Below are 13549 nucleotides of genomic sequence, written 5' to 3'. Positions count from 1 at the left end.
ACCTGGGATGATGGCGGGGTGAAGCTCTACCGGGACGAGGCTGTGGTGCTGCGCACCCACAAGCTCGGTGAGGCCGACCGCATCATCACCTTCCTGACCCGTGAGCACGGGCAGGTCCGGGCCGTGGCCAAGGGGGTGCGGCGCACCTCCAGCAAGTTCGGGGCGCGGCTGGAGCCCTTCGGCGTCGTCGACGTCCAGCTCTATCTCGGCCGGAACCTCGACACCGTCACCCAGGTCGAGACCATCGCCCCCTACGGGCGCTCACTGGGCGGTGACTACTCGCTCTACACCACCGCCACCGCGATGGTGGAGACCGCCGGCCGGCTCACCGAGATCGAGCGCGAGCCGGCCCCGCAGCAGTATCTGCTGCTCATCGGCGCGCTCCACGCGCTCGCCACCCGCCGGCACGCCGCGTCCCTCGTGCTGGACTCCTACCTGCTGCGCTCGCTCGCCGTCGCGGGCTGGGCGCCGAGCTGCTACGACTGCGCCCGGTGCGGGGCCGACGGTCCGCACCGGGCCTTCAACGCCCCTGCCGGCGGTGCGGTGTGCGACGGCTGCCGGCCGCCCGGCTCGGCCTCCCCGGCCCCGGAGACCATGTCCCTGCTGGGCGCCCTGCTCTCGGGCACGTGGACCGAGGCCGACAGCTCGGAGAACCGCCACCGGAAGGAGGCGTCCGGCCTGGTCGCCTCCTACCTGCAGTGGCACCTCGAGCGACAGTTGCGCTCCCTTCGCATGGTCGAGCGCGCATGAACGGCTCGCACCTCCCGGTCACCTCTGGTGGTGCCGCATGAGGACGCCCGTGCACCCGCCGCCGCACCCCTCCGGCGCCGTCGCCCCGGCCATGGACCCCCGCTTCGTGCCGCGGCACGTCGCGGTCGTGATGGACGGCAACGGCCGGTGGGCCAACGCCCGCGGGCTGCCCCGGGTCGAGGGGCACAAGGCGGGGGAGGCGGCCCTGCTCGACGTCGTCGCCGGCGCGATCGAGCTGGGCATCACGCACGTGTCCGCCTACGCGTTCTCCACCGAGAACTGGAAGCGGTCGCCGGAGGAGGTCCGCTTCCTCATGGGGTTCAACCGCGACGTCCTCCACCGCCGGCGCGACCAGATGGACGCATGGGGCGTGCGGGTGCGGTGGGCCGGCCGGCGCCCGCGGCTGTGGCGGTCCGTCGTCAGCGAGCTCGAGCGGGCGGAGGAGCAGACCCGCCACAACACCGTCTGCACGCTGACGATGTGCGTCAACTACGGCGGGCGGGCCGAGATCGCCGACGCCGCCCGGTCCGTGGCCCGCGAGGTCGCCGCCGGACGGCTCGACCCGGAGAAGATCACCGAACGCACGCTGGCGCGTCACCTCGACGAGCCCGACCTGCCCGACGTCGACATGTTCCTGCGCACCGGCGGGGAGCAGCGGACCTCGAACTTCCTGCTCTGGCAGTCCGCCTACGCCGAGATGGTCTTCATCGACGACGCGTGGCCCGACGTCGACCGGCGCACCCTCTGGCGGGCCGTGGAGACCTACGCCCGGCGCGACCGCCGCTACGGCGGCGCCGTCGACCGCCCGTCACCGGCTCCCGGGGCGCCGGGGTAGGTCGGCGGGACCAGCCAGGTCGGCCGGACTACTCCGGGCGGCGGGCGGTGTCCGGTGTCGCCGCCGTGGCCGGGGTGGGCTCGTCCACCGGGTTGACGAGCAGGGGCACGGCCGTGTGCCGGGTGCGGCGGCGGTGCACCGCGAAGGTCGCCACGCCGACGACCAGCAGCGCCGCGATGCCCGCGATGCCCCACGGGGACCCCGCCGCGGCGGCGAGGGCCGCCTCCCACACGGCGAAGCCGATGGTGGAGTAGATGGCAGCCCAGGCCAGCGCCCCCGGGACCTGCGCGAGCGAGAATCGTCCCCAGCCGATCCGCAGGACGCCGGCGCCGGCCATGATCATCGACTGGAAGCCGACGGTGAGGTAGGCGAACGGGATGGCGACCAGGCCCCACCGGCGGATGACCTCGATGCCCCGGGCGGTCCCCTCGCCCTGGAGCCAGTCGTGCACGCGCTTGCGCCAGCCCTCGTGCGGGTGGGTGCGGCGCAGCGTCTGCTCGGTCACGACACGACCCAGCCAGTAGATGCCCTGCCCGCGCAGCGTGGCGCCGACGTAGAGGAAGGCCAAGACGAACCAGAACGGCATCGACGACAGGAAGTCAGGCACGGACGCTCTCCCCGTACCGGCGGGCGGCGCAGGCGGCGCACGTGCCGAACAGCTCGGCGGTGTGGTCGACGTCGACGAAGCCGTTGTCCTGGGCGACGCGGGCGGCCCAGCGTTCGACTGTCGCGCCCTCGATCTCGACCGTCGAGCCGCACTCGCGGCAGACCAGGTGGTGGTGGTGCTCGGCCCGGGCGCAGCGGCGGTACAGGCTCTCGCCGTCGTCGATGCGGAGCACGTCCACCTCGCCGGCCTCCGCGAGGGACTGCAGGGTCCGGTAGACGGTCGCCAGCCCGATCGACTGGCCCGCCTCGCGCAGCATCTCGTGCAGCTGCTGGGCGCTGCGGAAGTCCTCGGTCTGCTCGAGCAGCTCGCTCATGGCGGAGCGCTGCCGAGTCATGCGTAACATCTCACGCTGCCTCTCGTACCTGGACGTCGTCGTCGACGTCCAGGTGCGGGTCGGTGCCGGCCGCAGGACGCCCGAGCAACGGACGCACGATCGATACTACGGCGTAGACCCCGATCGCGAGGATGACGATGGTCGCACCCGGGGACAGCGCGTAGAAGTAGGTGACGGACAGGCCGACGACGCAGACGACCACGCCGATGCCCATCGCGACGGCCATGGTGGACCGGAAGGAGCGCGAGAGGAGCTGCGCGATCGCGACCGGCACGATCATCAGCGCCGAGACGAGCAGCACGCCGACGACGCGCATGGCGACGGAGACCGTCAGCGCCGCCATGACGGCGACGAGCACGTTGAGCGCCCGCACCGGCAGACCGGCCGCGCGGGCGAACTCCTCGTCGTGGCACAGGGCGAACAGGGCGGGGCGCAGACCGAGGCCCGCGCCGAGGATCACCACGGCCAGGACCACCGTGAGCCACACGTCCAGGGTGCTCACGGTCGCGATGGAGCCGAACAGGTAGCCGTTGAGGTTCGCCGTCGTGCCCCCGGCCAGGCCGATGAGCAGGACGCCGCCGGCGATGCCGCCGTAGAAGAGCAGGGCGAGGGCGACGTCGCCGCTCGTCTTGCCCCGCTCGCGGACCACCTCGATGAGCAGCGCACCGACGACGGAGGCGACGACGGCGCCCGGCACCGCCAGCGCGTCGTGCGGGGTCAGGCCGGCCGCGGACCCGGCGAGCCAGCCCATCGCGACGCCGGTGAGCGCCACGTGGCCGATCCCGTCGCCGAGGAGGGCGAGGCGGCGCTGGACGAGGTAGGTGCCCATGACCGGCGCGGCCACGCCGACGAGGACCGCCACGATCAGGGCCCGCTGCATGAGCGGGCTCGCGAGCATCGCGCCCAGGGTGGTGAGGACGTCCATCACAGCTCCACGTTGAGGTCGGGCACGTGGTGGTCGGGCACCTGGTCGCCGCCGTGGGCGTGGACGTGCTCGTGCTCGGGGTCGTCGTGCCCGGGTGCGGGCCGCGGCGGCGCGCCGTCGTGCACGACCCGCCCGTGGCGCAGCACGACGCAGCGCTCGACGAGGGGCCCGAGCTCGCCGAGCTCGTGGAGGACGACGAGGATCGTGCGGCCGTCCTCGTGAAGGGTGGCGAGCGTCCCGGCGAGCTGCTCCTTGGAGTCGCGGTCGATGCCGGCGAGCGGCTCGTCGAGCACCAGCAGGTCGGGGTCGCGGACCAGGGCGCGGGCGATGAGGACCCGCTGCTGCTGGCCCCCGGAGAACACCTGGACGCTGTCGCGGGCGCGGTCGGCCAGCCCCACCTGGTCGAGGGCCTCGAGCGCCCGGCGGCGGCCCGCGGCACCGGGCCGCACCCGCCGGCCGTCGAGCAGGCCGGACGTCACGACCTCGAGGGCGGTGGCGGGCACGCCGCCGCCGGCGGTCACGCGCTGGGGGACGTAGCCGACCCGGCCCCAGGCGACCTGGCGGGACTCGGTGGTGACGTCGCGACCGTAGAGCCGGGCCCGCCCGCGCGTGATCGGCACGACCCCGACGAGCGCCTTGACGAGCGTGGACTTGCCGGAGCCGTTGGCCCCGAGGAGGGCCACCGTCTCGCCGTCGGTGACGGTCATGTCGATCCCGCGCAGGATCGTGGAGCTGCCGAGCACGACCGAGAGGTCGTCGGTGCTGACGGGGTGGTCCATGGCGGGCAATCCTCCCACCTCCGGTGCGTGCCGCCGGGAGATCGTGGTCGTCACGAGCAGGCGAGGGCGTCGGCGAGCGCCTGCAGGTTCGTGCGCATGACGTCCTGGTAGTCGGCGGCGGGGTCGAGCTGGGCGCCGAGCGGGTCGAGGACCGCGACCTCGACGCCGAGGTCGGCGGCCAGGGACTCCGAGACCTGGCGGTTGACCAGGCTCTCGGCGAAGATCGTCGTGACGCCCTCGGCCTCGACGACGTCGCCGATCTCGGCGAGCCGGGCGGGGGAGGGCTCGGACTCCGGGTCGAGCCCCGAGATGCCGACCTGCTCCAGGTCGTAGCGCTCGCCGAGGTAGCCGTAGGCCTCGTGCCCGACGACGATCGTGCGGGTCTCGCAGGTCTCCAGGGTGTCGGCGTAGTCCGCGTCGAGAGCGGTCAGCTCGGCGACCAGGGCCGCGGCGTTGGCGGCGTAGTCCTCGGCGTTGTCGGGGTCCACGTCGGAGAGCTCGTCCGCGACGGCGTCGGCCACCTCGGCCAGCCGGGTCGGGTCGAGCCAGAAGTGCGGGTCGCCGTCGGCGTGGGAGTGTCCGGCGTGGTCGTCGCCGTGCTCCTCGGCCTCGTGGCCGGCGTCGGTCTCGTGCCCGGCCTCGTCCTCGTGCCCGGCCTCGTCCTCGTGCCCGGCCTCGTCCTCGTGCCCGGCCTCGGCCGAGGCGGACCCGCCGGCGTGCTCGGCGTGCTCCTCCGCGGTCTCGGCGGCGACGGGGGCGACGTCCAGCACCCGGGCGGGGGAGGTGGCGTCGACCGCCTCGTCCATCGCGGCCTGGAACCCGGAGAGGTAGACGACCAGGCCGGCGGCATCCAGGCGCGCGACGTCCGCCGGGGCGAGCTCGAGGTCGTGCGGGTCGACGCCGGGCGGCGTCACGGACTCGACGCTCACGTGGTCGCCGCCGACCTGCTCCGCGACGTACTGCAGCGGGTAGAAGGAGGCCAGCACCGAGAGGCCGTCGTCCCCGCCAGCAGTCCCCGTGGACGCGGCCGAGCAGGCCGCCAGCGGCAGAACGGCGGCGAGGGCGGGGGCGGCGCCGGTGCGGAGGCGGGGCAGCGTCATGAGGATCATTCTCATTGCACCTGAGAATGAGTGTCAACTGAGCGTGCGGTGAGCCACCTCACGGGCGGTCCGCCCAGCGGCCCGGATCGGCCCCGGCGTCCGGCATGGGTAGGTTGGTCCCCGCAGCGCGCGGACCGCCGTCACCCGACGGCGCCCGGCGCTGCCGCCCGCACCAGCCAGGTGCGGGTCAGCACCGAGCACCTGGAGTCGACAAGTGGCAACCCCCTCACGCCTGGACAACGTCATCAACCTCGCCAAGCGGCGCGGCTTCGTCTTCCCCTCGGGGGAGATCTACGGCGGCACGCGCTCGGCCTGGGACTACGGTCCGTTGGGCGTGGAGCTGAAGGAGAACATCAAGCGCCAGTGGTGGCGCGCGATGGTGACCTCGCGCGACGACGTCGTCGGCCTCGACTCGTCGGTGATCCTGCCGCGCCAGGTGTGGGTGGCGTCGGGCCACGTCGGCGTCTTCACCGACCCGCTCACCGAGTGCCTCTCCTGCCACAAGCGCTTCCGCGCCGACCAGATGGAGGAGGAGTTCGAGGAGAAGAAGGGCCGGGCCCCCGAGGGCGGCCTCGCCGAGATCGCGTGCCCGAACTGCGGCACGCGTGGTCAGTGGACCGAGCCGCGTGACTTCAACATGATGCTCAAGACCTTCCTCGGTCCGGTCGAGGACGAGTCCGGCCTGCACTACCTCCGCCCGGAGACGGCCCAGGGCATCTTCGTCAACTTCGCCAACGTCATGACCTCGGCCCGCAAGAAGCCGCCGTTCGGCATCGGCCAGATCGGCAAGTCCTTCCGCAACGAGATCACGCCCGGCAACTTCATCTTCCGCACCCGCGAGTTCGAGCAGATGGAGATGGAGTTCTTCGTCGAGCCCGGCACCGACGAGACCTGGCACCAGTACTGGATCGACGCGCGCACCGAGTGGTACACGTCCCTCGGCATCGCGGCCGAGAACCTGCGCCACTTCGAGCACCCGCAGGAGAAGCTCTCCCACTACTCCAAGCGCACCGTCGACATCGAGTACCGCTTCGGCTTCTCCGGCAGCGAGTGGGGCGAGCTCGAGGGCATCGCCAACCGAACCGACTTCGACCTGGCCACCCACACTGAGCACTCGGGCCAGGACCTCAGCTACTTCGACCAGGGCAAGAACGAGCGCTGGGTGCCCTACGTCATCGAGCCAGCAGCGGGCCTGACCCGCTCTCTCATGGCGTTCCTCGTCGAGGCCTACACCGAGGACGAGGCCCCGAACACCAAGGGCGGGGTCGACAAGCGCACCGTGCTCAAGCTCGACCCGCGGCTCTCGCCGGTCAAGGCGGCGGTGCTGCCCCTGTCGCGCAACGAGCAGCTCTCCCCGGTGGCGAAGGACCTCGCCGCCGAGCTGCGCCAGTACTGGAACGTCGACTTCGACGACGCCGGTGCCGTCGGGCGGCGCTACCGCCGACAGGACGAGATCGGCACGCCGTTCTGCATCACCGTCGACTTCGACTCCCTCGAGGACCAGGCCGTCACGGTGCGCGAGCGCGACACGATGGCCCAGGAGCGGATCGGCCTCGACAAGGTGCGCAGCTACCTCGCCGAGCGCCTGATCGGCTGCTGACACCCCCGCGAGCGGCTGATCGGCTGCTGACCCCCCGGACGACGACGGCGGAGCTCGTCGTCGTCCGGGCCGCGGCGGCCGGAGTCGTCGAGGGGATGTCGCCGCGCCCGGGCCCGCCGAGTGCGGCCATCTCGGCGTGGGCTCCCGGGCCCGCCCGGGCCGACGGGTGACCATGGCACGGTGAGCCACTCCCACGCCGCCGACCTCGAGCTGGCCCCCTCCGAGGCCCGGCGCGCCCGCACGATCCTGACCGCCCTCGTCGTCCCGCTGCTGCTGGCCACGGTCGTCGGGCTGATCGCCCTGTGGCCGCGCGGGGAGACACCGATCGGGTCGGTCCCGCTCGCCGGCACCGGGATGACGATCGAGTCGGGCACCGTGGTGGAGGTCGTCGACGACGCCCAGGGCCAGGTGCGCGTGGAGCTCGCCACCGGCTCGGGCGCCGGGCAGGTCGTGCCGGTCCAGGTCCCGCCCGAGACGATGGCCAACGGGATGGGCGTAGGTGACGCCGTGCGCCTGATGTTCAGCCCGCAGGCGATGGGGACGGGCAGCCCCTACGTGTTCTGGGACTTCGAGCGCACGGCGCCGGTCGGCCTCCTCGCGCTCGGGTACGCCGTGGTGGTGCTCGCCGTGGCGCGCTGGCGCGGGCTCGCCGCGATGGTCGGGCTCGGCGGCTCGCTCGCCGTGATCGTCGTCTTCGTGCTCCCGGCGATCATGCTCGGCGCGTCGCCGCTCGTCGTCGCGCTGGTCGGTGCCTCGGCGATGATGTTCCTCTCGCTCTACCTCGCGCACGGCGTCTCGATCCGGACGACGACGGCGCTGCTGGGCACGTTCGTCGGACTCGCCGTCACCGTCGCGCTGGCCGCGTGGGGCACGCGGGCGGCCAACCTCACGGGCGCGTCGTCCGAGCACTCGCTCATCCTGCTCAGCACCTTCCCCAACCTCTCGCTCGCGGACCTGCTGCTCTGCGGCATCGTCATCGCCGGCCTGGGCGCGCTGAACGACGTCACCATCACGCAGGCGTCGGCCGTGTGGGAGATCCACGCCGCCAACCCGTCGGTGCCCCGGCGGCGGCTGTTCACGCAGGGCATGCGGATCGGGCGCGACCACATCGCCTCGACGGTCTACACGCTGGCGTTCGCGTACGTCGGCACCGCGCTGCCGATGCTGATGGTCGCCGCGCTGATGGACCGGGCGGTGCTCGACACCCTCATGGCCGGCGAGATCGCCGAGGAGGTCGTGCGCACCCTTGTCTCCTCGATCGGGCTGGTGCTGGCGATCCCGGTGACCACCGGTATCGCGGCCGCGCTGGTGCGCACGAGCCGCCCCGGCCGTCGGGACAGCGGTGCGTCCGCCGAGCCGACGGCCACGGCCGTGCCGGTGGTGTGATCGGTACGCGCCGTGGCCGGCGGCGTGATCGGTGTATGCGGCGGTGCCGGTGATTCGATCGGTGTCCGCTCCGGTGTGGTGCCCCGGAGCGATCCGTCGGGGCCGGCTACCCGGCGCGGAAGCGGTGCGTCAGCGCGTCGACGAACACGGTGCTGATGTCCGCCGGGTTGCGGGCGAGATAGCTGCGGCCGCCGGTCTGCGCGGCGATGAGCCGGAGCACCTCCTCGTCGGTCCCGGGGCCCATGCCGACGGTGATGATCGGGATCGGCTTGCTCGGCTCGACGCTGGCCTGCAGCTGCGCGAGCAGCTCGTCGAGCGAGATGCCGACCGCGTCCTCGTTCCTCCCGTCGGTGAGCAGGACGACGGAGTTGACGTACCCGGGCTCGTAGTTCTCCTGGACCTCCCGGTACGCGGCGAGCACCGTGTCGTACAGACCGGTGTCGCCGCGGGTGTGGATCGGCAGAGTGGCGGCGGCGGCGAGCAGCGCGTCGCGATGGGTGCCGGTGCCGCTGTCGACCGCGAGCGGGGCGATCGGCGCGAGCTCCGTCCAGTCGTTGCCGTTGCGGTGGTCGGTGGAGAACATCCAGAGCCCCACCTGGGACGTCGGCGGGAAGATCTTCAGAGCCGTCTGGGCCGAGGCCCCCGCGAGGGCGATCCGGGTCTGGTCCCCGGCGGGCTGCAGCATCGATCCCGAGACGTCGATGACCGCGAGCATGCGCATGTCGACGGAGACGGTGCTCCAGGTCGTCGCCACGGCTTCCGCCGCATCGATTGACGGGCCCGGCATCGTGGTCACCGCGCCGGTGGCGAGGCTCGCACCGCCCGGTATCTCCGTGCCGTCGGGCCCGCGGAACCCTGCCTCCTCCCGGTCCGCCTGGCCCGCCTCCCCGGTGAGGGACTCCTCGAGCTCGGACACGGCGAGCTGCATGCTGTCGTCGAAGTCCGGGCCGGGGATGGGCACCCACGAGTAGGTGACCGCGGCGGCCGCCTCGGCCGGGACGACCGCCTCGAGGGGGGTGTCCGAGTTCGTGCCGCGCTGACGCAGGATCTGCTGCTCGGTGGCGGGGAGCGCGGGTGCGCCCTCGTCGTCGGTGCTCGCCCAGGTGAGCAGCTCGTCCTCCGGAGCGGTCTGCCGTGACATCGTGATGATCCGCGCGCCGAGAAGCTGTTCGCCCTGGGGCGTGGCACCCAGGGCCGCGCTGGCCGAGTACAGCAGCAGCAGGCTCGTGGTCGACTCGTCGGGCTCGGCGAGGCGCAGCTCGAGCGGGCCGGTGAGGATGGCCTGCCACGGCTGCGGGCCGGTGATGCGCGTCGACCGCGCCATCGAGGTCGGGACGGCGAGGACCACGGGGCTGGTGGCCAGCGTGGGACCGACGACGAGCGCAGGCTCCTCGCGGTCGAGGTTCACCCGTGCCACCCAGACGTCGGAGTCCGGGATCCACACGTGCGGCACGTCGGCGCCGGTGCTGATCAGCTCTGCCGCGTCGGCGGAGGTGGCCGCGGTGACGGTGTAGGTCGTGCAGCCGTCGTCGCTCATGAGGCGCTCTGCCGCCGTCTCGACGACGGGCGCGAAGTCGGCCGTCGTGGTGACCCGGACGTCGACCGGCGCGTCGCAGGCTGCGGCACTGGTCGGCGCCGGGGCCGAGGCCGCCTGCTCCGGGGCGTCGGCACGGCGGACCCCCCACACCAGCACGCCCACCACGACGAGGATCACGACGAGGCCCAGCGCCCCGGCCAGGATCAGACCGTTACGCCGCGTCGCGCCCCCGTCCATGCAGGAAAGATAGTCCTGCCACCGTCCGGGCCGGAGGAGAATGGTGCACCGGATCGCCACCGCTCGGTTCCGCCCTGGGGCCGGCCACCGGAACCGCCGCCACGGCGGCACCGGTGGCGCGAGCGCGCGATCTCACAGCCACGCCGGCTGCGCCCCGGCGGCCACGGCAGGGACAATGGTCCGATGACGACCCTCCAGATCGGCCAGGTGAGCCTGGGCAGCCCCGTGATCCTGGCCCCGATGGCGGGGGTGACGAACCCACCGTTCCGCAGGCTGTGCCGCGAGGCCGGCCTCGACGGTCTGCCCGAGGACGCTGACCTCTCCGTGCCGGGACGGCACGCCCCCGCCGGGCTGTACGTGACGGAGATGATCACCTCCCGTGCGCTGGTGGAGCGCACCCCAGAGACGATGCGCATGATCACCCCGGACCCGGACGAGCCGGTCCGCTCGGTCCAGCTGTACGGCGTCGACCCCGCCACCATCGCCGCCGCGGTGCGCATCCTGGTGGCCGAGGACCGTGCCGACCACATCGACCTGAACTTCGGCTGCCCCGTCCCCAAGGTCACCCGCAAGGGCGGCGGCGCCGCGCTGCCGTGGAAGCGCGAGCTCTTCGACGCCATCGTCACGCAGGCAGTGGGCGCCGCGCGCGAGGCCTCGGCAGGTCGCGACCACGAGGTGCCGATCACCGTCAAGATGCGCATGGGCATCGACGCCGACCACCTGACCTACCTCGACGCCGGGCGCCTCGCCGAGCGGGCCGGCGTGGCCGCCGTCGCCCTGCACGCGCGCACCGCCGCCCAGCACTACTCGGGCGAGGCGCAGTGGGAGACCGTCGCCCGCCTCAAGGAGGCAGTCACCACGGTGCCCGTCCTCGGCAACGGCGACATCTGGTCCGCCGAGGACGCGGCCGAGATGATGCGTGTGACGGGGTGCGACGGGGTCGTGGTCGGTCGTGGCTGCCAGGGGCGTCCGTGGCTGTTCACCGACCTGGTGGCAGCCGCCCACGACTCCGACCGGCGGGTGACGCCGGGGCTGCGCGAGGTGGCGGCGGTGGTCCGGCGCCACGCCGAGCTCATGGTCGAGCACTTCGGCGAGGAGGCGCGGGCGCTGCGGGAGATGCGCAAGCACATGTCCTGGTACCTCAAGGGCTACGTGGTCGGCGGCGAGGCCCGCCACGACCTCGGACTCGTCTCCTCGCTAGCCGAGCTCGACGAGCGGCTGGCCGCGCTCGACCTGGACCAGCCCTACCCCGGGGAGGGCGCCGAGGGGCCGCGCGGACGGGCCGGCACGCCCAAGCAGCCGCACCTGCCCGACGGGTGGCTCTCGTCCCGGGAGATGGACGCCGAGCTGCGGGCGATGCTGGCCCAGGCCGAGCTCTCGGTCTCCGGCGGCTGACGTCTGCGGCGGCTGAGCGGTCCTCCGCGCGGCTGGCTTCAGGGGACGCATCACTGGATCCGCCGCCTGCTGCGTCACCGGTGGGCGCCGCCCACGAGGTCGCTCAGATGGCTGCTATACCGACCACTTCAGCGACCCCGTCGGGGCGGGCAACCGGTCCCGGCGCGGGATCAGCGCGCAACCCTCACCGGGGCGGGGTCAGCGCGCGAGCCACGCGGTGGTGTCGACCGGGATGCGGACGCTCCCGTCCGGGCCGGTGGTGAGCGGGCCGCTGGCGATGAGCACCCGGTGCCCGTCGGGCACCGGCAGTGACCGGCGCCCGAGGTTGGTCACCACGACCACGTCGGGCCGTCCGTCGTGCTCGTCGTGCGCCGCGGCGTTCCGCACGGCGACGACGCTGGTGGACTCCCGGTGCTCCGCCTCGGTGGTCAACGACCCGGAGCCGAGGCCCAGCTCGCGGCGCAGCCGCAGCGCCGCGCGGTACAGCTCGAGCGTCGAGCCCTCGACCCCGTCCTGAGCGTCGGCGGCGAACTCGGCCCAACCGGCGGGCTGGGGGAGCCAGCTCTCGCCCGTGGCGGAGAAGCCGAAGGCCGGTGCGGCCGCCTCCCAGGGCAGCGGCACGCGGCACCCGTCGCGCCCCTTCTCGGCCCCGCGGGTGCGGAAGAAGGCGGGGTCCTCGCGCTCGTCGTCGGGCAGCGCGGTGTGCTCCGGCAGGCCGAGCTCCTCGCCCTGGTACAGGTAGGCCGAACCGGGCAGGCCGAGCATCAGCAGGGTGGCGGCACGCGCCCGGCCCAGGCCGAGCTCGACGTCCGGCTGCGGGTCCTCCGCGCCGATGCCGTTGGGTCCCTTGCCGGTGCGGGACAGCCCGAGCCGGGAGGCGTGCCGCACGACGTCGTGGTTGGACAGCACCCACGTGGTGGGCGCCCCGACGGCGTCGTTGGCCTCGTACGACGCGGCGATGCAGCGGCGCAGGTCCGCCGCGGACCAGGGACTGACGAGGAACGCGAAGTTGAAGGCCTGGTGCATCTCGTCCGCACGCACGTAGCGGGCCAGCCGCTCCACCGGCTCCACCCAGGCCTCCGCCACGAGCACCCGCTCGCCGTCGTACTCGGCCAGGACCCGGTTCCAGGACCGGTAGATCTCGTGGACCCCGTCCTGGTCGAACATCGGCGGCCGGTGGTGGTGGACGGTGCCGTCGGGCTCGACCGACGGCGCGTCGGGATCCTCCTCGGCGCCCTCGACCATCGTGACGTGGCCGCTCCAGTCCGGCAGGCCGGCGGCCTTGACCAGGCCGTGGGCGACGTCGACCCGGAAGCCGTCGACCCCGCGGTCGAGCCAGAAGCGCAGCACCGACTCCATCTCCGCGCGGACCGCCGGGTTCTCCCAGTTCAGGTCCGGCTGGGACGTGTCGAAGAGGTGCAGGTACCACTGGGTGTCGTGCTCCCACGCGCTGCCCGGGGCGTCCGGACGGTTGCGCACGCGCGTCCACGCGGCACCGCCGAAGATCGACTCCCAGTTGTTGGGCGGCTCCTCACCGGTCTCGCCGTCGCCCTCCCGGAAGACGTAGCGCGCCCGCTCGGGGCTCCCGGCGCCGGCCGCGAGGGCCGCACGGAACCACTCGTGCTCGTCGGAGGTGTGGTTGGGGACCAGGTCGACGATCACGCGCAGCCCGAGCTCGTGCGCCCGCGCGATGAGCGCGTCGGCGTCGGCGAGCGTGCCGAAGCGCGGGTCGACGTCGCGGTAGTCGGCGACGTCGTAGCCGCCGTCGGCCTGGGGGGAGCGGTAGAAGGGCGAGAGCCACAGCGCGTCCACCCCCAGGCGCGCCAGGTGGTCCAGGCGCGCGGTGATGCCGGGCAGGTCGCCCATCCCGTCGCCGTCGCCGTCGGCGAAGGAGCGTGGGTACACCTGGTAGATCACCGCGTCGCGCCACCACTGCCCGGCAGCGGAAGGGGCGGGTACGTGCAGGGTCTGCGGGGTCGTCGCGGCGGTCGGGGACGCGGTCAC

Annotated in this window: 12 protein-coding genes; 5 read left to right on the top strand and 7 right to left on the bottom strand. The window is 73.3% G+C overall.

The genetic code is table 11. The features are described from left to right. Positions 1-18: 18 nt before the first annotated feature. Both recO and GD748_RS12795 read left to right on the top strand, forming a co-directional pair. A complete protein-coding gene (recO, locus tag GD748_RS12800) occupies positions 19-750 on the top strand; it encodes a DNA repair protein RecO (protein ID WP_152195555.1) in 732 nt (243 codons plus the stop codon). 37 nt (positions 751-787) lie between these two features. After that, positions 788-1585 carry an isoprenyl transferase gene (locus GD748_RS12795; protein ID WP_152195554.1) on the top strand — a complete coding sequence of 266 codons (798 nt, stop codon included), beginning with the start codon at positions 788-790 and terminating at the stop codon, positions 1583-1585. A gap of 28 nt (positions 1586-1613) precedes the next feature. On the opposite strand, the gene GD748_RS12790 is transcribed toward GD748_RS12795, so the two are convergent. Genes GD748_RS12790 through GD748_RS12770 form a run of 5 tightly spaced genes read right to left on the bottom strand, consistent with a single transcriptional unit; the run spans position 1614 to position 5390 of the window. Beyond that, positions 1614-2192 (bottom strand): DedA family protein, encoded by a 579-nt coding sequence (locus GD748_RS12790; protein ID WP_226921282.1) that lies wholly within the window; start codon positions 2190-2192, stop codon positions 1614-1616. Then, positions 2185-2595 carry a Fur family transcriptional regulator gene (locus GD748_RS12785; RefSeq protein WP_152195553.1) on the bottom strand — a complete coding sequence of 137 codons (411 nt, stop codon included), beginning with the start codon at positions 2593-2595 and terminating at the stop codon, positions 2185-2187. Before GD748_RS12785 ends, GD748_RS12790 begins: the two co-directional genes overlap by 8 nt. Position 2596: 1 nt before the next feature. Continuing rightward, positions 2597-3511, bottom strand: coding sequence for a metal ABC transporter permease (locus tag GD748_RS12780; RefSeq protein WP_152195552.1), 915 nt, complete (start codon positions 3509-3511; stop codon positions 2597-2599). Then, a complete protein-coding gene (locus GD748_RS12775; protein WP_152195551.1) occupies positions 3511-4290 on the bottom strand; it encodes a metal ABC transporter ATP-binding protein in 780 nt (259 codons plus the stop codon). Before GD748_RS12775 ends, GD748_RS12780 begins: the two co-directional genes overlap by 1 nt. A gap of 50 nt (positions 4291-4340) precedes the next feature. Beyond that, positions 4341-5390, bottom strand: coding sequence for a metal ABC transporter substrate-binding protein (locus tag GD748_RS12770; RefSeq protein WP_152195550.1), 1050 nt, complete (start codon positions 5388-5390; stop codon positions 4341-4343). Positions 5391-5604: 214 nt separating this feature from the next. On the opposite strand from GD748_RS12770, the gene GD748_RS12765 reads away from it, so the two are divergent. Both GD748_RS12765 and GD748_RS12760 read left to right on the top strand, forming a co-directional pair. Further along, on the top strand, positions 5605-6990 hold the full coding sequence (locus GD748_RS12765; RefSeq protein WP_152195549.1) for a glycine--tRNA ligase: 1386 nt from the start codon (positions 5605-5607) through the stop codon (positions 6988-6990). A gap of 180 nt (positions 6991-7170) precedes the next feature. Then, a complete protein-coding gene (locus tag GD748_RS12760) occupies positions 7171-8376 on the top strand; it encodes a YibE/F family protein (RefSeq protein WP_226921280.1) in 1206 nt (401 codons plus the stop codon). A 106-nt stretch (positions 8377-8482) separates the two neighbouring features. Here GD748_RS12760 and GD748_RS12755 read toward each other — a convergent pair whose 3' ends face one another. Further along, on the bottom strand, positions 8483-10150 hold the full coding sequence (locus tag GD748_RS12755; RefSeq protein WP_152195548.1) for a VWA domain-containing protein: 1668 nt from the start codon (positions 10148-10150) through the stop codon (positions 8483-8485). A 183-nt stretch (positions 10151-10333) separates the two neighbouring features. On the opposite strand from GD748_RS12755, the gene dusB reads away from it, so the two are divergent. Further along, on the top strand, positions 10334-11545 hold the full coding sequence (dusB, locus tag GD748_RS12750) for a tRNA dihydrouridine synthase DusB (RefSeq protein ID WP_152195547.1): 1212 nt from the start codon (positions 10334-10336) through the stop codon (positions 11543-11545). 198 nt (positions 11546-11743) lie between these two features. Here the strand turns inward: dusB and GD748_RS12745 are convergent, their stop codons facing one another. After that, positions 11744-13549: a glycoside hydrolase family 13 protein gene (locus GD748_RS12745; protein ID WP_405002682.1), complete on the bottom strand. Its 1806-nt coding sequence runs from the start codon at positions 13547-13549 to the stop codon at positions 11744-11746.

It is taken from the genome of Georgenia subflava (assembly GCF_009193155.1).
Lineage (GTDB): Bacteria > Actinomycetota > Actinomycetes > Actinomycetales > Actinomycetaceae > Georgenia > Georgenia subflava.
This window is presented reverse-complemented; position numbering and strand designations above follow the sequence as displayed.